Annotated in this window: 24 protein-coding genes; 13 read left to right on the top strand and 11 right to left on the bottom strand. The window is 67.7% G+C overall.

Annotated elements, in window-relative coordinates; all coding sequences use genetic code 11:
- Positions 1 to 70: 70 nt before the first annotated feature.
- A complete protein-coding gene (locus IEY68_RS35185) occupies positions 71 to 1,015 on the top strand; it encodes a phytanoyl-CoA dioxygenase family protein (RefSeq protein WP_058856869.1) in 945 nt (314 codons plus the stop codon).
- Between the two features lie 5 nt (positions 1,016 to 1,020).
- Here IEY68_RS35185 and IEY68_RS35190 read toward each other — a convergent pair whose 3' ends face one another.
- Positions 1,021 to 1,908: a class I SAM-dependent methyltransferase gene (locus IEY68_RS35190; RefSeq protein ID WP_058856870.1), complete on the bottom strand. Its 888-nt coding sequence runs from the start codon at positions 1,906 to 1,908 to the stop codon at positions 1,021 to 1,023.
- A 625-nt stretch (positions 1,909 to 2,533) separates the two neighbouring features.
- Here IEY68_RS35190 and IEY68_RS35195 point away from each other — a divergent pair.
- From IEY68_RS35195 to IEY68_RS35210, 4 genes are read left to right on the top strand one after another with little or no spacing between them, the layout of a single operon-like run.
- The gene (locus IEY68_RS35195; protein WP_058856888.1) at positions 2,534 to 3,520 is read left to right on the top strand and encodes an ABC transporter ATP-binding protein; all 987 of its coding nucleotides are present in this window, start codon (positions 2,534 to 2,536) and stop codon (positions 3,518 to 3,520) included.
- The gene (locus IEY68_RS35200) at positions 3,517 to 4,335 is read left to right on the top strand and encodes an ABC transporter permease (RefSeq protein WP_058856871.1); all 819 of its coding nucleotides are present in this window, start codon (positions 3,517 to 3,519) and stop codon (positions 4,333 to 4,335) included. Before IEY68_RS35195 ends, IEY68_RS35200 begins: the two co-directional genes overlap by 4 nt.
- A complete protein-coding gene (locus IEY68_RS35205) occupies positions 4,332 to 5,474 on the top strand; it encodes a sensor histidine kinase (RefSeq protein ID WP_058856872.1) in 1,143 nt (380 codons plus the stop codon). Before IEY68_RS35200 ends, IEY68_RS35205 begins: the two co-directional genes overlap by 4 nt.
- Positions 5,471 to 6,088, top strand: a complete 618-nt coding sequence (locus IEY68_RS35210) for a response regulator transcription factor (RefSeq protein WP_058856873.1) — start codon at positions 5,471 to 5,473, stop codon at positions 6,086 to 6,088. The genes IEY68_RS35205 and IEY68_RS35210 overlap by 4 nt, the downstream gene beginning before the upstream one ends.
- Here IEY68_RS35210 and IEY68_RS35215 read toward each other — a convergent pair.
- Both IEY68_RS35215 and IEY68_RS35220 read right to left on the bottom strand, forming a co-directional pair.
- The gene (locus tag IEY68_RS35215) at positions 6,085 to 7,137 is read right to left on the bottom strand and encodes an NAD(P)H-dependent flavin oxidoreductase (RefSeq protein ID WP_082681649.1); all 1,053 of its coding nucleotides are present in this window, start codon (positions 7,135 to 7,137) and stop codon (positions 6,085 to 6,087) included. The genes IEY68_RS35210 and IEY68_RS35215 overlap by 4 nt on opposite strands.
- Positions 7,138 to 7,265: 128 nt before the next feature.
- Positions 7,266 to 7,712, bottom strand: coding sequence for a MarR family winged helix-turn-helix transcriptional regulator (locus tag IEY68_RS35220; RefSeq protein ID WP_058856874.1), 447 nt, complete (start codon positions 7,710 to 7,712; stop codon positions 7,266 to 7,268).
- A gap of 378 nt (positions 7,713 to 8,090) precedes the next feature.
- On the opposite strand from IEY68_RS35220, the gene IEY68_RS35225 reads away from it, so the two are divergent.
- From IEY68_RS35225 to crcB, 4 genes are all read left to right on the top strand, one after another.
- The gene (locus tag IEY68_RS35225; protein WP_229719230.1) at positions 8,091 to 8,597 is read left to right on the top strand and encodes a hypothetical protein; all 507 of its coding nucleotides are present in this window, start codon (positions 8,091 to 8,093) and stop codon (positions 8,595 to 8,597) included.
- A gap of 252 nt (positions 8,598 to 8,849) precedes the next feature.
- Positions 8,850 to 9,359, top strand: coding sequence for a nuclear transport factor 2 family protein (locus IEY68_RS35230; RefSeq protein ID WP_058856876.1), 510 nt, complete (start codon positions 8,850 to 8,852; stop codon positions 9,357 to 9,359).
- Positions 9,360 to 9,648: 289 nt separating this feature from the next.
- Positions 9,649 to 10,140 carry a fluoride efflux transporter FluC gene (locus tag IEY68_RS35235; protein WP_229719231.1) on the top strand — a complete coding sequence of 164 codons (492 nt, stop codon included), beginning with the start codon at positions 9,649 to 9,651 and terminating at the stop codon, positions 10,138 to 10,140.
- Positions 10,137 to 10,499 carry a fluoride efflux transporter CrcB gene (gene crcB / locus IEY68_RS35240; RefSeq protein WP_058856877.1) on the top strand — a complete coding sequence of 121 codons (363 nt, stop codon included), beginning with the start codon at positions 10,137 to 10,139 and terminating at the stop codon, positions 10,497 to 10,499. The genes IEY68_RS35235 and crcB overlap by 4 nt, the downstream gene beginning before the upstream one ends.
- 71 nt (positions 10,500 to 10,570) lie before the next feature.
- Here crcB and IEY68_RS35245 read toward each other — a convergent pair whose 3' ends face one another.
- Complete coding sequence (locus IEY68_RS35245; RefSeq protein WP_058856878.1) at positions 10,571 to 11,140, bottom strand: helix-turn-helix domain-containing protein; 570 nt, start codon at positions 11,138 to 11,140, stop codon at positions 10,571 to 10,573.
- Between the two features lie 55 nt (positions 11,141 to 11,195).
- Between IEY68_RS35245 and IEY68_RS35250 the strand changes: the two genes are divergently transcribed.
- Entirely contained in the window at positions 11,196 to 12,155 is a 960-nt protein-coding gene (locus tag IEY68_RS35250) for an alpha/beta hydrolase family protein (RefSeq protein WP_058856879.1), read from the top strand.
- 82 nt (positions 12,156 to 12,237) lie between these two features.
- Here the strand turns inward: IEY68_RS35250 and IEY68_RS35255 are convergent, their stop codons facing one another.
- Together IEY68_RS35255 and IEY68_RS35260 are read right to left on the bottom strand one after the other, a co-directional pair.
- The gene (locus tag IEY68_RS35255; RefSeq protein ID WP_058856880.1) at positions 12,238 to 13,323 is read right to left on the bottom strand and encodes an NAD(P)H-dependent amine dehydrogenase family protein; all 1,086 of its coding nucleotides are present in this window, start codon (positions 13,321 to 13,323) and stop codon (positions 12,238 to 12,240) included.
- Between the two features lie 55 nt (positions 13,324 to 13,378).
- Positions 13,379 to 14,410 carry a Rieske 2Fe-2S domain-containing protein gene (locus tag IEY68_RS35260; RefSeq protein ID WP_058856881.1) on the bottom strand — a complete coding sequence of 344 codons (1,032 nt, stop codon included), beginning with the start codon at positions 14,408 to 14,410 and terminating at the stop codon, positions 13,379 to 13,381.
- 171 nt (positions 14,411 to 14,581) lie between these two features.
- Here IEY68_RS35260 and IEY68_RS35265 point away from each other — a divergent pair, with 171 nt between their 5' ends.
- From IEY68_RS35265 to IEY68_RS35280, 3 genes are all read left to right on the top strand, one after another.
- On the top strand, positions 14,582 to 15,217 hold the full coding sequence (locus tag IEY68_RS35265; protein WP_082681650.1) for a TetR/AcrR family transcriptional regulator: 636 nt from the start codon (positions 14,582 to 14,584) through the stop codon (positions 15,215 to 15,217).
- 128 nt (positions 15,218 to 15,345) lie between these two features.
- Positions 15,346 to 16,545: a metalloregulator ArsR/SmtB family transcription factor gene (locus IEY68_RS35275; protein ID WP_324609289.1), complete on the top strand. Its 1,200-nt coding sequence runs from the start codon at positions 15,346 to 15,348 to the stop codon at positions 16,543 to 16,545.
- A complete protein-coding gene (locus IEY68_RS35280; RefSeq protein ID WP_058856883.1) occupies positions 16,542 to 17,141 on the top strand; it encodes a dihydrofolate reductase family protein in 600 nt (199 codons plus the stop codon). Before IEY68_RS35275 ends, IEY68_RS35280 begins: the two co-directional genes overlap by 4 nt.
- A gap of 108 nt (positions 17,142 to 17,249) precedes the next feature.
- On the opposite strand, the gene IEY68_RS35285 is transcribed toward IEY68_RS35280, so the two are convergent.
- The 5 genes from IEY68_RS35285 to IEY68_RS35305 all read right to left on the bottom strand — a co-directional run bounded on the left by IEY68_RS35285 (position 17,250) and on the right by IEY68_RS35305 (position 21,564).
- A complete protein-coding gene (locus IEY68_RS35285; protein WP_058856884.1) occupies positions 17,250 to 17,600 on the bottom strand; it encodes a hypothetical protein in 351 nt (116 codons plus the stop codon).
- A gap of 415 nt (positions 17,601 to 18,015) precedes the next feature.
- Positions 18,016 to 18,762 (bottom strand): sterol desaturase family protein, encoded by a 747-nt coding sequence (locus IEY68_RS35290; protein WP_082681652.1) that lies wholly within the window; start codon positions 18,760 to 18,762, stop codon positions 18,016 to 18,018.
- Positions 18,759 to 19,484 carry a FadR/GntR family transcriptional regulator gene (locus tag IEY68_RS35295; RefSeq protein ID WP_058856885.1) on the bottom strand — a complete coding sequence of 242 codons (726 nt, stop codon included), beginning with the start codon at positions 19,482 to 19,484 and terminating at the stop codon, positions 18,759 to 18,761. Before IEY68_RS35295 ends, IEY68_RS35290 begins: the two co-directional genes overlap by 4 nt.
- Positions 19,485 to 19,670: 186 nt before the next feature.
- On the bottom strand, positions 19,671 to 20,738 hold the full coding sequence (locus tag IEY68_RS35300) for an LLM class flavin-dependent oxidoreductase (RefSeq protein ID WP_058856886.1): 1,068 nt from the start codon (positions 20,736 to 20,738) through the stop codon (positions 19,671 to 19,673).
- 4 nt (positions 20,739 to 20,742) lie between these two features.
- Positions 20,743 to 21,564: a DUF1684 domain-containing protein gene (locus IEY68_RS35305; protein ID WP_058856887.1), complete on the bottom strand. Its 822-nt coding sequence runs from the start codon at positions 21,562 to 21,564 to the stop codon at positions 20,743 to 20,745.
- Positions 21,565 to 21,634 lie beyond the last annotated feature (70 nt).

The following is a 21,634-nucleotide window of genomic DNA, read 5'->3' on the forward strand; positions in this document are numbered from 1 at the left end:
CACACCCGGTTCCCCTGGGCCGCCGGGACATTACCGGCCCAACCGACCCAGGAAGAAAGGTAGGGCAGTCATGAACTCTGCACGATCGCCGCGCGCGGTGGATGTCATTCACACACTGGACGATCTACGGGTCGATCTGGCGCGCCGCCATCCGGCCACCGCCAATACTTCCCTTCGGGTGATCGATCCGGCGGTCGTCGCCGCGGACCTGGCGGCTGTCGAGCGGGACGGTTATATCATCTGGGAGAACCTGCTCACCGCCGAGGAATGCGAGCGGCTGCGCGTCGCGATCGCGCCTCTGCTCGGGCGGACCGGCCGCAACACTTTCGAGGGGCAGCGGACCAGGCGGGCCTACAACTTGCTCGAGAAGACCCGCGCATGCGACGGGGTCGTCGAGCATCCCCGCGTGCTCGCCCTGCTCGACAAGTTGTTCCTACCCAATTATCTGCTCTCCCAGCTGCAGGCGATCGAGATACACCCCGGTGAACGAGCTCAGATGTTGCACCACGACGACGGTTTCTATCCGCTCCCGCGGCCCCGGCCGCCGCTGAGTGCCGCCACGATGTGGGCGATCGATCCGTTCACCGAATCCAACGGTGGCACGGTCGTATTACCCGGCAGTCATCAGTGGGGTTCCGGACGCGGCCCCGAAGAGGCCGATACCCGGCTGGCGGTGCGTATGCCCGCGGGATCGTGTGCGTTCTATCTCGGCACACTGTGGCACGGCGGTGGCGCGAACCGGTCCGCCGGTTCGCGACTGGGGGTGACCGCGCAGTACTGCGAACCGTGGCTACGGCCGCAGGAGGCGTACACCTTGGCCACCAGCCGGGAAACCGTGCGGACCGTATCGGAGGACATCCGCCGGATGCTGGGCTACAGCATCCATCCGCCGTTCATGGGTGCCGTCGACGGTATGCATCCCAAACGACTGCTCGACCGAGCCGAACCGGCGGCCGCCACGGCTCCCCGGGCGGTATCACCGCCGCAGGACGGAGCGGCCGAGCGGCCGGTGTGACGCGGTTACCCGGACAGCGGACCGTCCGCCTTCCGGAGCGCTATTCGATACAGCACCAGATGCTGTTCGTCGAACTGCCGGATGGATGCCTCCAGATAGCGTTCGTAGGCCTCGGTGACACGCGTTCCGGCCGCCCGCTCCGCCTCGGCCCGATGCGTCCGTAGGCGGTGCAGCCATTCCGCGCAGGTCGTCGAATAGTCGAGGCGGTCGTTGATCACCGAGCGGATCTCGAACAACTTCTCCGAGGCGTGCGCGAGTTCCGCGAGCCGGGGCGGATCCGATTCGGGAAAGATCTCGTTGGCCAGGAACTGCACATCGGTGATCGAGACCTGGTCGAGCGGACGGTTGCCCTTCCCGATCGTCTGGACCACGAGCCGCCCGCCGGGAGCCAGCATGCTGTGGCAGTAGGCGAAGAACGACCGGTACGTCGCGGTGCGTTCCCGGCGCGACAGCCCGAACCGGACGAAATGTTCGAGCGCCCCGACGCAGAAGATCACGTCGTAGGGAATACCGGGACGGTGGTCGTTCCAGTGTTCCAGGCGGACCTCGGTGCGATCCGGGGGATCGGCGAGGATGTGCTGGTACTGGTCCCGGCTGAGGGTGAGCCCGGTGATCAGCGCATGGTCGTTGCGATCGGCGACGGCCCGCATCAGACTTCCCCAGCCGCAACCGATATCGAGAACCCGTCCGGCCCCGCCGATCTGCGCCTGCTCGATCAGGTAGTCGAGTTTTCGCTGTTGAGCGCCGCGGAGATCGTCGCCGTCGGCCCACATCGCACACGAGTAGGTGAGGCCGGGGTCCAGCCACAGCCGGTAGAACTCGGTTCCGATGTCGTAGTGGTGTTCGACCGCATCCGCCGATGCGCCCTGGTGTTCACCGATATCCGATGTCATCTCGTGTCTCCGAAGTCTACTGGGGGACGGTCGTTTCCGATGTCACTGAGGTGGTCCGCCCGGTCGTGGAGCCGATCGGACGGGCCCGCTGTGCCGGTGCGTGCGCACGGACGCTGTGCCGATGGCGCGGCCGGGAGTTTCTTTCAGGGGTGAGGGAAAAGGGACGCGGGTGGCTCGTAGGGAACCTGTGTGGCAGCCGGGTGCCGATATCTCGGGCGCGACTCTCGGGGACGGGGAAGCTCTACCGACGACCCGGTGAAGAAGTGAACGGAATATCAGAAGGAACAACGGGTCTCGCGACCGACCGGCGCTGCCTGCCGGACGGCGCGGGAACTGGAAGAACGGCTCGGCGCCCCACTCATTCTACGGCCGGAGTACTGATCCGGTCCAGAGCTTGCTGGATCAATTATGTTGGGGGAGTGCGGATATCAAGGCCCCGGTAGGGTTCGTTCCTCGGTTCGGCACTCGGTGGGACAGTGGCCGGAGCTCCGGGATACGCCCGCCGCGGCACCTGCGGCGAGGGAACCGGAATGACTTTTGTCATCACCGGACCATGACCGATCCACCACAATCCGGTGACTGCGCTTACTACAGGAAACACGGCGGCTCCACGATCGTGGAGACCATGAACAGCGCATATCCCGATCGTCGGCAATCACGGGAACGACCGCCGAACGAAGTCGTCACGGCGCGCGGCCTGCGCCGGACCTACGGCCGCGGAAAGACCGCGTTCGAGGCGGTCCGGGGCGTAGACCTCGAGGTCGCCGAGGGAGAGGTCTTCGCCCTACTGGGCACCAACGGCGCCGGTAAGACCTCGACACTCGACCTGCTGGAGGGACTCGCCGAACCCTCGGCCGGCTCGGTGGAGATCTTCGGCCTCGATCCAGTGCGTCACCGTGACCAGGTGCGGCCCCAGGTGGGCATCATGTTGCAGTCCGGTGGTCTGCCCGCCGAGCTGACCGTCCGCGAAACCCTCGAGATGTGGCGGGGAACGTGCAGCAATCCGGCGACCACCGCCACGGTGCTCGCGCAGGTCGCTCTGACCCATCGCGCCGATGTGCGGGTCGGCGCGCTGTCCGGTGGCGAGCAGCGTCGCGTCGATATGGCGTGTGCCCTGCTGGGGCAGCCGCGGCTGTTGTTTCTCGACGAGCCGACGACCGGGCTGGATCCGGAGAGCCGCCGGGGGACCTGGCGGCTGCTGGCCGACCTCAAAGCCGACGGGGTGACCATGGTGCTCACCACGCACTATCTCGACGAGGCGGAGGCGCTGGCCGATCGGATCGCGATCATGCACCGGGGAGAGGTCGCACGGGCCGGAACCTTGCGCGAGATCGTCGACGGTCATCCGGCGCGGATCGTCTTCGACCATCCGGGACTGCCGTTGCCGGCCTTGTCCACCGCGCGGATCGACGCGCAGAGCCGGGTCACCGTCACCACCCATGATCTGCAGGGAGACCTGTCGGTGCTGCTCACGTGGGCCGCCGCGCACGGAGTGCGGCTGGGCGGGCTGGAGGCGCGCGCCGCATCTCTGGAGACGGTGTTCCTCGATATCGCGAACGAACCTGCCGCTGCATCGGCGGAAGCCCCCGAAATGATCGGAGCCACACGATGACCGTCACCGCGACTCCAGGCGCCGCGGCCTCGCGCCGCCGCCCGCTCGCCGCACTCGCGAAGGCCGAATACCTTCAGTTCCGGCGCAACAAGACGCTGCTCTACATGGCCACGGTGTTCCCCATCGGCATCCCGGTCGCCATGTTCTTCATCGCCCGCCGCGGCGATGCGCCCGCCGCCGATATCGCGGTACTGGCATTCGAACTGCTGGCCCTGGTCACCTTGTTGTTCGTGCAGTACTACTCGGTGCTGTCGATGGTCACGACGCGCCGCGGGGAGGGCGTGCTGAAACGACTGCGTACGGGAGAGGCCACCGATTGGCAGATCCGGACCGCGCCCGCGATTCCGGGCGCGGTGGTGACGCTGGGCTGCGCCGTCGTCGTCGCCGCGGTGGTCTACGGTGCGGGTGCGCCCGCGCCGGTCAACCCGGTCGCGATCGTGCTGGCTCTGGTGGGCGGGATCGTCCTGTTCTCGCTATTGGCCCTCGCGACCAGCACGTTCACCAAGAACGCCGAGGCCGCCCAGATCACCTCGCTACCGGTGATGACGATCGCGATGCTGGGTATGGGTTCCATCCGTACGATGCTGCCGGATCGCCTCGCCGATCTGGCCGACTCGACCCCGTTCGCGGCCGTGGCCGATCTGATGTCACTCGGGGTAGCCGGGAAAACCGCCACCGCCGCGGCATCGGAACCGGCGCTCGATTTCGCAGGTACCTTTGCCGAACTCGGGCGCCCGTTTGCGACACTGGCGATATGGACCGTCCTGGCGTTCGCGCTGACCCGCCGGAGTTTCCGCTGGGACGACCGCGGGTGAGCCGCTGGACCGCCCGCTGGCGGGCGCTGCCGGCGGGCGCGAAGTTCCGGCTCTACACCGGTATCACCTACCAGAGCGCCATCGCAGCGGTGGTCGTCGCCATGACGGTCACCGCTCGCTCGCCGTGGGCGGCCGCCGGTATCGTGCTCGCCGGTATCGCGGCGGTCGTGGCAGTGGAAGCCAGAGCCGATTTCGCCGTATCGTCCGAGCTGGCGACCCATCGCTGGGTACTGCCCGTCGCCATCGCGACGCTGATGGGCGTCTGGCTCGCGTGCGCCGTGGTGGCCGGGCAGGCGGACGACGAATCGGTTCTCGTCCGGGCCCGGATGGCCGGTGTCTACGTGGCGGTGCTGGGCGTGTTCTCCGTCGTATCGCTGATCCGGTACAAATGGTGGATTCTGCTCGCGCTCAGCGTGGTGACCGGGCTGGTCTTCGCGTCGTCACCGTCGACGGCGGTGGCCGGGACGGTGGTGACCTTTCTCTGCGGGGCTTTCGTCATCGCGACGACATGGCTCACGGTCTGGGGACTGCGGGTGGTCGACGAGGTGGAACACGCCAAGGAGATCGAGGCCGAACTCCAGGTGGCGCAGGAGCGGCTGCGGTTCGCGCGGGACCTGCACGATGTCGTCGGCCGCGGATTCTCGGCGATCGCGGTGAAGAGCGAACTCGCTGTGGCGCTGTCGCGGGCGGGGAATATCGACCGAGCGACGGCGGAGATGGACGAGGTCAAAGCGCTGGCGGTCGAATCGATGGGGCAGATGCGCGAACTGGTCCGCGGCTACCGTGGGATCGACCTGCTCGGCGAGGTGGCCGGTGCGCGTTCGCTACTCGCGGCAGTGGGCTGTGCGCTCGGCGTCGAGGGTGATCCGGCGGCGGTCCCGCCTCGGTTCCACGAGGTCGCGGCCTGGGTGGTGCGTGAGGGCACGACGAATATCGTCGAACATTCCGCGGCGACGACGGCGACTCTCGCGTTCGGCGGTAGTGGTATGTCGTTGCGCAACGACGGCCCCCGTGGCATACCGGGTCAGCATTCGGGGCTGCGCGGTCTCGCGGAACGTCTCGCCGCAGTCGGCGCGAGCCTCGCCGTCACCGCGTCCTCCGATGAGTTCGTCCTCGAAATACTGTGGGAGAAACAATGATTCCGGTCTTCCTCGCCGACGACGAGACGCTGATCCGCGCGGCACTGGCGACGATGCTCGATCTCGAAACCGATATCGAGGTCGTCGGCCATGTCGGCTCCGGGGAGGAACTCGTCACCGCGTGGCAGCGCCGGGGCGCGGACGAACCGGTCGCGGTGGCCGTCATCGATCTGCAGATGCCCGGTATCGACGGTATCGAGACCGCCGTCCAACTGCTGCGGCTCACTCCGGGCGCGGCCACCTTGATCGTGACCAGTCATGGTCGGCCCGGCTACCTCAAACGCGCCCTCGCCGCAGGTGTGCGCGGTTTTCTGCCCAAGACGACCTCGGCGGCGACGCTGGCCGAGGTGATCCGTACCGTCCACAACGGCGGACGGTACGTCGATCCGGAACTGGCGGCCGAGGCCATCAGCGCCGGCGATTCCGTGCTCACCGCTCGCGAGGCCGACGTCCTCGAATATGCCCTGGACGGATCGTCGGTGGACGATATCGCCAGACGCGCTCACCTGTCACCGGGCACCACCCGCAACTACCTGTCCGCGGCGATGGCCAAGCTCGGTGTGTCCAACCGTTACGAGGCCGCCCTCGAAGCCCGGAAGAAGGGGTGGATCTAGGCGCGCGAGCCCTGTTCGTGGCCCGATTCCGAATTTCCGGCGCCGAACCGGGATTCGTCGGCTCCCGACCCGGGGGCCGTGCCTGTGTCGGTGCCGCCCGGCTGCCGCTGGAGCAACCTCGCGGCTTCTCGGTACAACTCGGTGACGACCTCATCGGCCGGACGACTCCGCGTGAGCGCGCCGACGCCCTCGCCGGCGTCGACCGGAGCCTGCCGGGGATCGCCCGTCGCCGCGGCGGCCGCGACCTCGTCGCGTGCCGCGTCGTCGAGCGACAGCTCTCCTTCTCTGCCGGCCCAGCATCGGGTGGTCTCGTTCGCCAGGACGCGTGCGGGATAGCGGTCCGGCCACGGCAGTCGCTGCCCCAGGTCGAAGACGCGGGTGAGGACGGTATCCGTGGCATGGGCGCGCAACAGCGCCGCGCGCGCGGGCTCCGGGGTCAGTGCCTCCGGGCACACCGACAGACAGGTGCCGAGCCAGGCCCCGGCCGCACCCGCGGCGAGCGCGGCCGCCAGACCGCGGGCGGTGGCGATTCCACCGGCCGCCAGTACAGGGACCCGTACCGCTTCGAGGACCGCGTCCAATACCGCGAGCGTGCCCAGCCGTGGGTCGCCGTGGCCGCCGCCCTCACGTCCGCGTGCGACCAGTACATCCACGCCGGCCGCCGCCGCCCGGCGCGCGTGATCCCCGTCGTAGACCTGGGCGACCGCCGGTATGCCGGCCGCGTGCACCCGGCCGACCCAGGACCAGTCCTCGGTGAAACCGACCGAGACGAGCGCGGGCCGAGCGGCCAGGGCCGCGTCCAGCAGGACGGGTTCGCGTTCGACCACCCAGGCCACCAAGCCGATACCGAACATCGCGGGCACCGGCTCGAGCTGGGTGAGTTCGTATTCCAGGGCCGCGACCGATCCTGAGCTGCCCATACCGATCATCCCCAGCCCACCGGCCGCGGAGACGGCGGCGGCGAGTCGCCCACCGGCCACGCCGCCCATCGGCGCGTTCACGATCGGGATCGTCAACCCCATCCGGTGTGACCAGGGTGTTCCCGGCATTCACGGCCTCCTCTGCTGCCCAGGCGTGGCACCGCTCGGTCGTCGCGGCGACACTACGGGATCCTTCCGCACTCGACGGGCTCGCGGCGGGCGGGTGCTCAGTCGCCGCAACAGGTGCGGCGCCCGGATCAGGATGTAGCGGGACCGCTCGTGAACGCGGCCACGACGGCGGTACCCAGCCGATGTTGTATGGGATCCGCGTCGGGTCCGAACAGGCGTTCGTCGACCTCGGCGACCACCAGTTGGGCGGCTCGGAGCAGCCGGACACCGTCCGGGGTGAGTTCGATCGCCGAGGCGGAACCGGCCCGGGCGGTGCGGTCGTGGACCAGCCCGGCGCCGACCAGCGCCTTCACCGCGGTGTGCACGCTCTGCACGCTGATCCCCGACATACGTGCCAGATCGGAGAACGACGCTCCTGGAACGCCGGATATATGACCGAGCAGGCCCAGACGCCCGACGGTCAGATCCAAGGTGGCCAGGGCCGCGTTGAGTTCGGTCTCCACTCGGCGTGCCAGCGTCAGGACGATGATCGAGGCGCTGGTCGCCGGTGGTGTCCGGCCGTTGTCGGTACTCACCGCCCCAGTGTCGCGCACCGGTGCCGATGCTTCGATCGGCAGGCGAGCCGGTCGAAGCCCCGGCCGCTGATATCGGCGACCCTCGGCTCGGTCACGAGCTCATCGAACGTCCCCACTCGGCGATGGTTCCCGACGCGCCTTTCGTGGGTAGAGCATCTTCGGCCGGGCGCGCCTCCAGCTCGGCCCCGGCTGTCGGATCCGGCACGAATCGCGTTCCGAGAAACTCGTTTCCGCGCTCGTACCCGCCTGCTCGGTTACTGTCGTCCGAGCATGCCGATGGGTGTTACTCCCGCGCTGGACGCTCTATCCGGGCGATGATCTCCGGCGCCGCGCACCGATCCGCTGCGTGGGGAAATTACCGACCGAGGAAAGGATCCTATGTCCCGTACCCGTAGAACCGTAATGATCGCCGCACTGGTCGCGCCGTTGACGCTGGGTTGTGCGATGAGCACGGCATCCGCGGCCCCGGTCGCGACACCGCTGCCGATTCCGGTGGTGACCGGACCGGAGTTCGGTCCCGGCGCCGTCCCGGGCGGGGTGCTCCAGACGATCTCCGTGATAGGAACAACGGGTGAGCAGCTGGGGACGATCACCTTCTCGGTGCCCACGCCGGCCCCTTACCACTACCAGTACAACTACCGCTGGATCACCGTGCACTGGCGGAACCTGAACAGCGGTACCGCGGGCAGTATCGATCTGCGGCACTGGATGGACAGCGGCGTCCCGAGCGGCGAACAGTATGCCGCGGCCCTGCCCACCGGTGCTCGGGCGGTGACCGGTGCCGGTCCGGTGCTGGTGACGGTGACCCACAATCGCGAGCAGTACCAGGCGCCGCCGCAGTCCAATGCGGTGATCCCCGGCGCCGGCATCCTGCTGACGGTCTGAACCTGCCCCGGAACCTTGCGAAACGGGTGTCCGGGAGCGGAGGCACTGATTCGTGGGTGCGGTCGTGCCGGGTTCGCCGCGTCGCATACCGCTCGTCGGGTATCGGTAGTCCCGGGAGGTTCCCGGGTGCGACCGCTCCGGCCGAGCCGGGCCGCGACCGAACGGTCGCGATGTGATGGGATGCGATACGAGCCGGTTCGGCCGGGGCCCGGCGTAGCGCAACGGATACCGGTCATCGAACGAGGAGGCCGAATGTCCGGATCACCGTCGCCCGATTCCGACCCGGCCCAGCGCCTGACCGTGCTGGAAACGATCGAGGCGATCAAGGCGCTCAAACACCGCTACTTCCGCGCCTGCGATGCCAAGGACCCCGGGCGTTTCCGCGAGTGTTTCCGAGCCGAGGGTGCCGTGCTCGATTACGGCGAGCTCGGTGTTTCGGACGCCGACGGTATGGCGGCGGTATTCGAGTCCATCGCCCTGCGCCGGGTCGACGGGAAACACGTCGTGCTCGATATGCACCACGGTATGCATCCCGATATCACCGTGCACGCAGATGGCACCGCCTCCGGACAGTGGACCCTGCAGTTCCGTCAGGTGAACCTGCTCGACCACACCGATACCCTGTCCACCGGCGAATACGAGGACTCCTACATCTTCGAGGACGGCCGCTGGAAGATCGCGGTCTCCCGGTTCCGCCGCATCTGGTCGATCACCCGGCCTGTCGAGGACACCTGCCGGATCGGCCAGTACGAAACCTCGTGACGCCGGGTTCCGAAACCGGCCCCCGGGACGCCGCGCTGTGCGGAAACCCCGGCGTGTGCCGCGTCCTCGGCGGCCGGCTCCACCGAAGTGGGGCCGGCGGGCCGGTGAGCCGTGCAATGCGTCCGGCCGTGCACCGCGAACGGAATGCGAGCCGCTAGACTGCTGGTCGCGGCGGTGGGGCTCGCCGCTCCGGCCATCGGATCCGGAACAACCGCGGACAGGCCGTCCGCCGACAGTCCCTACCCCATCATCCCGTCCGGCCCGGACGGCTTTGGAGTAGGAGACCGCTGTGCCCGATGATCCGCGACCCATCCACGGACCGTCACTGCCCGTGAACCCCGATATCGATCTGCGGGACCCGCCTCAACGCGCGGAACTCACCGCTTCCCACGGCGCGATCCTCGCTGTCATCGCCGCCGGCGGCGCGCTCGGCGCGCTGGCCCGATACGGGTTGACCGTCTACTGGCCCACACCGGCCGGGGGGTTCCCGTGGGCAGTGTTCGTCATCAATGTCACCGGTAGTTTCCTGCTCGGTGTGTTGATGGTGGTGATCACCGAACTGCGCCCGGCGCATCCGCTGCTGCGCCCGTTCCTGGGGGTCGGGGTTTTGGGCGGCTTCACCACCTTCTCCACCTACGCGAACGATATCCGGTCTCTGCTCGAACCGGACAGCGCGGTGGTCGGTGCCGTGTATCTGGTGTCGACCCTGTTCGCGGCGGTAGCGGCGTGCGCACTGGGCATCGGCCTCACCCGGCGCATCGGTGGGGGCGAGGCACGGTGAACGTACTGCTGGTGATCGCCGGGGCCGCGGTCGGTGCACCGCTGCGCTACGTACTGGACCGAGCCGTTCAAGCGCGGCACGACGGCCGGTTCCCGTGGGGCACCTTCGTGGTCAACATATCCGGATGTCTGGTTCTGGGGTGTCTCACCGGTGCGGGATTACCGGCCGCGTGGACGGTCTTGGCGGGCACCGGGTTCTGCGGCGCATTCACCACCTACAGCACCTTCTCCTACGAGACCGTGCGCCTGACCGAACAGCGTGCCTACAGGTATGCGATCGGCTATACCGTCGCCAGTGTCGCTGCCGGGTTGGTCGCGTCGACACTGGGTTATGCCGCCGCGCACGCGCTACTCGGCTGAATCGTGGGCCCGGTCCTATCGTGCGCGGTGCGAGTAGGTGCGGAGTCCGATGTGCCGGGATATCGGTTCGATCAGGGATTCCGCTCGATATCCGCCGGCTGATCAGGTGCAGGTCGGCCCGCGGTCGGGAACAGGACGGGGCTCAGCAGATACTGGGCGCGTCCGGGTTCGGGAGAATTCCGCAGCCGCGGGAGGAGTGCCGCCCGGAGATCTTCGATCAGTTCCGCGACCTCCGCCGGGCTCAGCCACAGCGCGTGCTGCCGATAGCCGACCAGATCGGTTGCGGGGTCCGCACTTCCGCTGTCGAGATAGGTGTTGAACTCGGCGAGCAGGGTGGCCATGGCGGCCGCGAAGATCGCGCGGTGATCCTCCGGCGTTGCCGAGGCCGCCGTCTCGGGATCGATCACCGCCGACTCCCGTCGCAGCCGGTAGCTGCGCTCCACCGCGCCACGCACCCGCTGTTCACCGGCAACCTCGAGGATGCCCGCGGAGGCGAGTATATCGACGTGCCGGTAGACGGTGGCCTTCGATACGTCGGGCAGGCGCGCGCACAGCTGCGCGGTCGTGTGGGCCTCGCCCGCGGACATGGCGTGCACGATCCGTAACCGAACCGGGTGTGCCAGCAGCTCCAGGGAGTTCACGGCAGTAATGTTCTCATCTGTGCTACCTTTCTCAAAATAGAGAAAGGTAGTTGTCGTGGATCGTGCCGAGACGTGGCAGGCGCCGGAATATATCGATCCGGCCGCTTTCACCGAGCGGGAAACAACAGTGGGATCCGGGCAGTTCGTGGTACCGGGGACCGTCACCCTGCCGTGTGGTGAGGGTCCGTTTCCGGCGGCGGTACTGCTCGGCGGCGGCGGGCCCTTCGACCGGGACGGCACCGCCGGCCCGAACAAGAACCTGAAGGACATCGCCTGGGGGCTGGCCGGCCGCGGGGTGGCGGTGCTGCGGTTCGACAAGGTCACCCACGCCCACCCCGAGTCGGTCGCCGCAACAGTCGGCTTCACGCCCACCGACGAGTATGTGCCGCATGCCACCGCGGCGATCGAGCACCTGCGCGGACTCTCGAATGTGGACGCCGGCCGCGTGTTCGTGATCGGCCACAGTATGGGTGGCCGATTCGCGCCGCGGGTAGCGGTCGCCGCCGGTCCCGCGGTGGCCGGGCTGGTCGTCCTGGCCGGGGACACCGTGCCGTTGCAGTGGTCGCTGGTGCGGGTCGTCGAACACCTCGGGCGGGTCGATCCGGCGACCGCGGCCGCCCTGCCTTCGGCCGAGACCGTTACCGCCCAGGCGGAACTGGTGGACGGCGAGGACCTTTCGCCCACCACGCCGGCCGATCGGCTGCCCTTCGGAATGCCCGCGCCGTACTGGCTGGACCTGCGTGCCTACGACCCGGCCGCGGTGGCCGCCACGCTGGATCTGCCGATGTTCTTCCTACAGGGCGAACGCGACTATCAGGTGACCGTGGCCGCCGACCTGGCCGGCTGGCGTGCCGCCCTCGCCGACCGGCCCCAGGTGACGATCCGCACCTATCCGGCCGACGATCACATGTTCTTCCCCGGCGCCGGAATTTCTCTGCCCGCGGATTACGTCCGGCCCCACCACGTGGACGTGCAGGTCGTCGACGATATCGCCGACTGGATCACCACACGGTGAGCGTGCCGAGGTCCACCGCCGACAGTCCGGTCCGATAGGTCCGGCCCACACGGACGACTCCGGTATGGGGCTCGCGTATCTCTCAGATATCGAAGCGGCCGGCGAACGCCCGCAGCGGCAGGTCGGCACTGGTGATGATGCCGGGCCGTGCGGCGACGACCGACCTGATCGAATTGAGGGCGGGCAACCCGGTGACGGTCATCCCGATCGAGGCGAAGTTCTCGGGGTTCGACAGGTCGAAACCCTTGCGCGGGAAGATCATATGCTTGCTGTAGATACTGGGGTCGCCGGTGATCTGGGTGATGTAGCAGCCCTTGATATTCCAGGCGGGATCGGTATGCGGGGTCATCTGCCATTCGAGGTGGGTCTCCACGCGCGGTACGCCGTCGACCATGCCCTGGTATTTGATGTAGTTGGCGCCGAGTGAACCCTTGGGCATGAAGTACCAGCCCAGGTCGACATCTTTGGTGCAGGCGCCGAGTTCGTAGTGGAAGGCGACCTCGTCCAGTTCGAGATCGAAGGCATCGGCCATCAGGTACACCGAGTCGGCGAAAACCGCGGTGTACTTGTGCAGCGAGTCCGGAATGGCGGGGTCGTCGATCGGGCGGCCGTAGCCCACGGCCTTCCAGGTGTCGACGGAATGGTGGCAGGACACGTCGACCGATTCGGTGACGGTGATGTTCTCGATCCGTGCGACATCCGCCGTGTGCACGATGCCGAGGATCTGGGCCAGGCCCGGATTCATGCCGGTGCCGTAGAAGGTGGAATTGCCGCGTTCGCAGGCCGCCTGGATGACCTCACTGACCTTGCGGCCCGACGGGTGCGGATGGTTGGTATCGCGATGGAACCCGGTGATCCAATCCGCGGTGGTCACCACATCTATCCCGGCTTCGAGCACCTGCTCGTAGAGATCCTCGTCGGGGAAGACGCCGTGGAAGGTGAGTACATCGGGCCGTGCCTCGATGATCTGCTCGACCGTACCGGTGGCGGTTACGCCGATCGGGTCTGTACCGACGATCTCACCGGCGTCCCGGCCGATCTTGTCCGGGGTGTAGCAGTGCAGTCCGACGAGTTCGAGATCCGGATGGTCGCGGATGCGCCCGATCATCTCGGTGCCGAGATTACCGGTGGCGACCTGGAATACCCGGATCTTGCCGGAGGTGCTCATGGTGTGGGCCTTTCTGTCTTCGTGGCGTCGGTGGATCGATACGGCGGGTGCGTGGTCACGGACCGGTGGCGGTCGCGTTCACGCTCGGGGTGGATACGGGCGCCGCGCCGACGGGATAGAACTGCTGCGCCCATGCGCGCAAGGCCCGGAACCCCTCGAACTCTTTGCGGGAGAGGGCCGGTGGGTCCGAATAGCGTTGGTGGGACCAGATATGGATATCGGCTTCGAACTGTTCGATGACGAAACCGGCCATCGCCTTGCCATAAGAGCCGATCTCCGGGCTCTCGTCGCCGGGTTTCCGCCCGATCCATACGGTGAACCGGACATCGGAGGTGTGCTCGTCGACCGGTGTCACCGCGGGCATGGTGCGGTTGTCGACCATGCCCCAGCTCTTCGTGACAGAGCAGCCCAATCCGGCGTTGATCGATTCGACTCCGCTGTTGACCTGATCCTCGGCCACACCCTCGTCGAAGGCGATGGTGAAATCCACGTAGGAGACAGGGCCGGAGAAGTCGTGCCGGGTGAACTCCGGGACGAACGGGGTCTTGTGCACATACTTGAAATGCGCGAAATCGACACCGTTCTCCATGACGTACTGCGGATGCAGTTCCAGCCCCGGTCGATACAGCGTGGCCGCGGGAACCGGGGGGTAGTAGTCCGCGGCGGTACGACCGTCGCCGAACGCCGAGAATATGTCCGGCACCTCGAAATGTGGGGGCCGGCCCTCGATGTCGTACCAGATCCACACGCCTTCGTTGCGCTCGACCACCGGGTAGCTGCGGATGCGGCGGCCCTTGTTCGGGTGGCTCTCGTACGGGATGCAGACGTTGCGGCCCTCGCGATTCCATTCCCAGCCGTGGAACGGGCATACGAGGCTCTCGCCCTCCACATGACCGCCGTAGCCGAGGTGCGCGCCGAGATGCTCACAGTAGGCGTCGAATACGGCGGTCCGGCCCGACGCCGAGCGCCAGGCCACCATCTCGCGGCCGAAGTACTTCATCCTGTGCACCGCGCCGATGGTGATCTCGGTACACCAGGCCACCTGGAACCAGCCTGTCGGCTCCATCGGCAGTGGTGGTTTTGCCATCGCGATCCTCCAGGCTTTCGAGGGCTGTTGCGGGCGCTGCGACGGCATCGATGGCGCTTCGATATGACGTCGGTCACGCGGCGCTATCGAGCATAGAACCCTCTTTGAAAGAATACAAGAGGGCTCCGTTGAACTGGATTACCCAGGTCAGGGCAGGTAGAGTCGGATCTCGTGACAGAGGTGGCAGTAGGCGGGCGACGCGCGAACAGGCGCGGGATCCAGTCCCGGGAGAGCATGCTCGAAGCCGCGATCGCCTCGCTGGCCACCGGCGATCCCGCGGCGGTATCCGGTAATCGGATCGCCCGTGATATCGGCGCCACCTGGGGGGTGATCAAATATCAGTTCGGCGATATCGACGGCCTGTGGGCGGCGGTGCTGCGGCACACCGCGGATAAACGCGGCGACCTGCCCGCCGGGATCAAACCGGACGGAACCGTGCACGAGCGGGTGACCGCCATGATCGAAGCCATGGCCGGCGGGCTGCGCAGACCGGAATCGCTGGCGATCGAAACCTTGCGTGCCGCACTACCGCGCGAGCACGCCGAACTGGAACGCGACTATCCGCGCACAGCCGCGGAACTGGCGTCGTGGAAACCGAACTGGGACAAGGCCTGTCAGCGTGCTTTCGCCGATATGGATCTGGACCCGGTCAAAGTGCGGCAGGTCGCCGCCCTTATCCCGGCGGCGATGCGCGGTATCACCTCGGAACGGACCCTGGGCACCTACGGCGACCTCGACGATGCGCTCGAGGCGTTGATCGGCGGAATCGCCGCCTACCTGGAGGGCCCTGCTCCCGAAGCGCGGTAGCGTTTCGCCGGTCCAGGCCAGCGGTGCGGGGAGATCGGCGGCGAGCGTGCCGGTGAAAACACCCTCGTCACGGATCGAATGCACCTGGCGCAATACGTTGTCGTGGTGGGCACCGAGTCGAAGATCGCCTGCCTTCCGGCGAGCCATCCGCTCGCCGGTTCGCGGGCGGCCGAAAGGCCCTTGCTCATCGAAGATCTCGCCGGGAACCGCCGTTCGGCGCCCAGGTGCGCCGAACGGCGTCGATCGAGGAGAAGTTCGAACTCATCGCCTCCGGGCACGGTATCGCGGTGGTGCCGCGGCGTGTGGCGGAGGCGTATTCACGGCCGGACCTCGTCTACCGGCAGGTGATGGACACGGAGCCTGTCGAGACCTGTATCGCGGTCGCCGAGAACCGGCGCGAGCGCCGCGTGCGCGACTTCGTGGAGATCGCGGCGGCGGTAGGAATATTCCTCGCGGTGAATACTTTGACCATGGATCTGATCGCATCAGCATTGGGGGATGGGGCGCGGTGGCGTCTGATCGAACTCTTGGCGGAGCGGCCACGGTCGGTGGGCGAACTCGCCGAAATGACCGGTCTGCGGCAGCCGCAAACCACCAAGCACCTGCGTACCCTCGCCCAGGCAGGGCTGGTTACGGTCTTTCCGCTCGGGCAGCGCCGCGTCTACGCGATCGAGACACGGCCGCTGGCAGCGCTCGCTCGCCGTCTGCGGGACCTGGCCGATATCGCCGAAGCGCATGCCGGGGAACGAGATGTGATCACGCGCTACCGGGCCGCGATCGACGCCGAATCCGCACTCGCGGAACGGGGTCGATGGGCGGACGGGCGCGCGTTCTCCTTCGAGCGTGTCCTGTCCGCTCCCCCCGAGGTCGTCTGGCGGTACTGGGTCGATCGGGACCTGCTCGCGTCGTGGTGGGCGCCATCGTCGATGACGGTCACCGACTGCGTGCTGGAACCGGAACCGCAGGGTCGCGCCATCCTCGACTACCGCGATGCCGAGGGCCGGCGCTATCGGTCGGCGGGGCGGGTCCGCGCGGCGCGGGAACCCGAAAGCCTCGAATTCGACCTGTCGGTATTCGGCGAGGCCGGGGAGATCTTGTTCACCGGCCATTACGACGTGGCTCTCGCCGCAACCGAAGAGGGGACCGCGCTGTGGCTGGGCCTGACCATCACCGAAACCGAAGTCGAGGCCGTGCCGTACATCGCCGGTATCGACACCGGCTGGCATCAGGTACTGGACAACCTCGCCTCCGCTGTGGGCGCAGACGGTCGCGACCGTACGGGGCTCGACAACGAAAAATCCGATAACGAAAAGGAAGTACGACGATGACCGAATCCACCGGACGCTCCGTGACCGCGAATATCAACCTCACCCTCGACGGCCGCTACAGCGGGCCGGGCGGTCCCGGCGATCTGGGCGCGATCGTCGCGTATGCGGCGACCGAGGTCGCCCGGCGCCATCTGAGCCGCATCTGGGACGGCGCGACGACGGTGCTGCTCGGCCGCCGCAATGCCGAGGGTTTCCTCGGCTACTGGCCGTCGGTCGCCGCCGACGCCGACGCCGACCCACGGGACCGCGGATATGCGAAATGGCTGGTCGATACCGAGAAAGTGGTTCTGTCGACCACGCTGACCGACGCGCCCTGGGAGCGCGCCCGCATCGTGAACGCCGCGGCCACCGACGTCGTGCGTGAGCTGAAGGCCGGCGGTGTGGGCGATATTCTCGTCAACTGCAGTTCGAGCATTATCAAACCGCTGCTGCGCGCGGATCTGCTCGACCGGCTGTACCTCATGATCACACCCAAGATCGCCGGCGGCGGGCAGCGTCTGTTCGACGATGGCCTGCCCGCGTCGAAATGGGTTCTGACGCACCAGGAGGCCGGTGAGCTGGGTGAAATGGCGCTGGTCTACGACCGCGTGCGGTAGTGGTCGCGACCCGGTCGCCGCGTCACGGCGACCGGGTGGCATCCGGCGATGCCCTCGCCACTGGTACAGGCCGGCACCAACTGTCACCGACCCCGACGGCGATATCGCTCACCGGCCGTAGGTATCCACCGGCGGCATCCGAGTCGCGGGCAGCGGTTCGATACCGGGTGGCGTCGCGACCGGTGCCGCGCGTAGTTGCTCCGGGACGACACCGACGAGCCTGCGCCAGCGGTTCGAGAAATTGGAGATACCCCAACTATGTAGCCGAGTGTAGGCCTCGCTCAGCTCACCCCGGCTCAGTAGGCCCGCCCGCTGAGCTTCGGCGACTGCTTCGATATACGCCGTCTCGGCCGACATCAGCTCGTCGACCACGCGGGCCTGCTCATCGAGCAGGCTTTCCACGTGGCAGGCGATATCGTGCGGCGCCTTGTTCGTGTCCTGACCGGGAAATCGGTGCATACGCCATCCTCGGAACTGTTTCGGTGGAACCTGGAAGGGTGGCCGCCCTGCGGTACACATCGAACCCTGCACCGCTCGAACGCCGTGAAGCTCGTGGGATCACTACTACCCTGTGCCCCCGGCGCCCGTGCACCCGGTATCGCCCGACGGTGCCACCGGCGTATGCGCAATACGGGTTTCGAACATGCTCCGGCCGGTAGCATTCCCGGGTTCCACCTGCCGCAGTCGCTCCATCCCGCCCGACCGCGTACCTCGATCGGCTGGCGGAAGCCGGAGCACCGTGCACGACGGCGGTGCGCAGTGCGACGCGAGGAAGTCGCAAAGCCCACCTACGGAGATGAGTGGTGCTCCCATTACATGGCGCGACCGGGCCGCGGGGCGGAATCCGCGCCGCGGCGAGGGTCGTGCGGGAATCTCACGCTGCCGGGGAGTTGTGCAGGGCTTTCACGGTGGGGGAGTTGGGGATCGATGCGGGATCGGGATAGGTGCCGAGGAGCCGATCCGCGGTCCCGGCGGTGGTGACGGCGAACCAGTAGTGCTCGTTCTTGAAATGGTGCAGGCGGTGGTTGCGGCGCACCGCGCGCACTATCGCGTTGTGTGGCTGGTAGTCGGTGTGTACGAGGAGGTGGGTCCATTCGTACACCAATCCCAGCACGCCCACGGTCGTCAGGAACGTCAGGCCCAGGCCGGGCCGGCCGAAGGCCAGTAGCGCGACGGCCACCAGGACGGGCAGCAGCCAGAGGAAGGTCTGCCACGGGATGAAGACCAGTTCCCGGACGCGTGGATCGGCATGGTGCTCGCGGTGTTTACGTGCCAGCAGTGAGTCGATCCGCCACCGGCCGAGCGTGCGCGGCCGCCAGTGCAGGACGCAGACGTGAATGACCCATTCCACGAACGGGAACGCGGCCACCATCAGCACCGGTACCAGTGCGTCGGTGAGCTGCCAGTCGCCCACCAGGATCCGTGCGGTGGCCGCGGCGACCAGCAGTCCGGCGATCACCCAGGCCGACGGGGCGTGGAGGAACGACCGGAATACATCCGGCAGTGATTCCTGTGCGCGCCGGGCGGCTTTCGCCTCGTCGGCGGCCAGGCGCCGATACGCGACGCTGTCGATCGCGGAGCTGCGGGCCCGTCGCGCACGCAGGGTATGGGAGAGGTTCATGGCGCGGTCTGTTCCAATCGGTGCAGGAGGTTGTCGAATTCCGCGCTGGCCAGCGAGAGCAGTGTCTCGGCGCGGGCGCGGGCCGATTCGGCGTCACCCTCGATAACGGCCGTGGCGAGGGCGCGGTAACGGTCGGGCTGTCCCACCTCGGTATCCATCACCCCGGTGAGAGCTGCCATGGCGGGTTCGTAGACGGTGCGCAGCTGGTTGAACAGCAGGCGGTAGACGATCGAGTCGGCGGCGTCGACGAGGTGATCCCAGAAGGTGAGCGCTACTCGCTGGCGCGCCAGCGGATCCCGTTCGGTGGCGAGCGCGTCCACCGCGGCGGTGAGGGCGGGTCCGGCGGCTGCGCCGTCGCGACGGGCGGCCAGGCCGGCCACTTCACGTCCCAGCGATGCCCTGGTCTCCAGGATGCTCCGCACCACCGAGTGGTCCAGGCGACCGCCCCGCAGGATCAACCGCGGTAGCAACTCCAGGCCTCCGGAGCGACGTGGATCGCGAACCGTGGTGCTACCGCCCTGGCGTATTTCCACCAGTCCGGCGCGTGCGAGCCGCTGTACCGCCTCGCGGACGGTCGGCCGGGACACACCGAGTGCCTCGGCCAGCTGGCGTTCGGCGGGCAGGCTCGAGCCGGGTGCGAGCTCGCCGGTGAGAACGTCGTCGACGAGCTGGTCGTAGATCTCGTCCGGGACCGACCGCCGGGCGATCCGTTTCAGTGCCATGCGGAGGACAGTAGACCGGTGATTGGTAAGAGGTCAAGTGGTCAGACCAGTTGACGATGGAAGCCGGAGTAGCTGGCAGAGGCCGAATACCACCTCACCGCCGCGCCCCGCGTTCGTAACCGGATTTCCCTGCTTTCCGGGAATTCGGTCGCATGCGGCAAGGACGTGGTCCGGATGAGCGCCGGATCAGGCGGGCGCGGCCGGCTCGGGCCGGGCGGCCGACGGCTCCTTCGTGGCAGGCTGCCAGCCGAGTGCGGGCGCGATCGATTCGACGGTGTCGTGCAGGATCTGCTCGTAGTCGCCGCGGTGGAATTCGTACGGCAGTTCCAGGCGCAGCTCGGTGGTCCGGACGAGAACCGGATCGGTGCGCAGCCGATGGACGATCTCGTCGGCGGTGCCGACCAGATCCGGTGCGAACAGCACCCGCCGGTCCCCCTGCGGGGCGAGAGTCCGCTCGTAGCGCCCAGCCGCATAGCGCCGGTAGCGCTCCTGGGTAGCCCGGTCTGCGCTGTCGACCGGCACGATCACCCGGCCCACCGCGAGCCTGGTCTGCCGGGTCGCGTCGACGCGGCGCCGGTACTCGTCGATCAGCGTGCTCTGGGCGGTGCCGAAATCGTCGCTGTGCTCGCCGAAAACGATATTGCCGGTGAGCAAGTTCAACCCGTTCTCGCCCGCCCAGCGCACCGAACGGGTGCTGCCACCGCCGTACCAGAGGCGGTCGGCCAGGCCCGGATTGTGCGGTTGCAGCCGGGGACGCTGCGTGTTGCCGGGGGAGTGGATCACCGTATCCAGATCACCCAGGTATTCGCCCCGGAGATTGTCGATCAGCCGGGAGATGCGCCCGTAGGAGAGGTCGTAGCCGCGCCAGTCACCGTCGAAGACGAGATCTCCGATCAGCTCGGCGTGTGGCGGAGTGCCCGCGCTGAAGCCCGGCTGCAAACGCCCGCCGGACAACACATCGGCCATGGACAGATCCTCGGCCAGCCGGAACGGGCTCTCGTAACCGATCGGGATCACGGCGGTGCCCAGCTCGATGCGACTGGTCCGCTGGCCGGCGGCGGCCAGGAACACCGCCGCCGACCCGACGCCGTGCTCGAGATGCCGCTGGCGGATCCAGGCGCCGTCGAAACCGAGACGCTCACCGAACTCGAACAGGCGGAGGGTGTCTTCCAGCCCGGCCGCGGGATTACTGTCGGCATAATTGCCCGGGGTCAGGAACGACAGGGTCTCGATCGCTGATGGGGTGGCGCTCATCGGATCACCGGCGCTCGTAGGGGATCTTCTCCCCGGCCTCGATCGCGACCGGGAGCCGGTTCTCGGCGGGGGGTAGTGGGCAGGTCGCCAGGTCGGTATAGGCGCAGGGGAGATTGGCGGCGCGGTTGAAGTCCAGGTGCACCGTCCCGTCGGCGGCCGGTGGCGGCACCTGCAATACCCGGTTGGCGGCGTAGGTGGTGACCCCGGAGGTGGTGTCGGTGAACAGGACCGATAGCGAGCCGGGCGCCTTCCCGGGGAATGCGGTGAGCCCGAGTTTCTCGCCGCCGAGCTCGAATTCGATCCGGCCGGGCGCCTCGTAGACGTGTTCCAAACCTTCCACCGCCGCTCCCACAGTGGTCGGGCGGGGTTCCGCGAAGGCGGTGTACCGTCCCAAGACCACCCATTTCGGGTCCGGTGCGTAGGCGGGCGTGCCGTGGAACGCGGTCCGCAACGGATTGTCCGGGTGCCGAGGGCGGACGATATCGTGACCGCCGCGCCGGGCGACCTCGACGACGGCATCGCCCCAGACCGCCTCGACCCCGCCACGTTCCGGGATGATTCCGAACCGATACGAGCCGCGTACCGCGGTTCCGTCGATCACCAGTTCCGCACCGTCGTCGAGAACTACCTCGATACCGTCGGCTCCGGTGGACCAGGCGCCCGGCGCGTCGGCGAACCGCTGCGGTGTCCCGGTGAGCCAGTGCAGGCCGGTGATCGCCAGGAATCCGTGCGGATCGGCCAGACGCGCTTCCTGCTGACGATGCCAGTCCTGCCAGTCGGCGATGAACGCGTCGTGCTCGGTCGCCGCGGCTGCCTGTGTGGTCATGGGTGCCCTACCTTTCTTCCTGGGTCGGTTGGGCCGGTAATGTCCCGGCGGCCCAGGGGAACCGGGTGTG

The sequence above is a fragment of the Nocardia jinanensis genome (assembly GCF_014645735.1).
GTDB classification, from domain to species: Bacteria; Actinomycetota; Actinomycetes; order Mycobacteriales; family Mycobacteriaceae; genus Nocardia; species Nocardia jinanensis.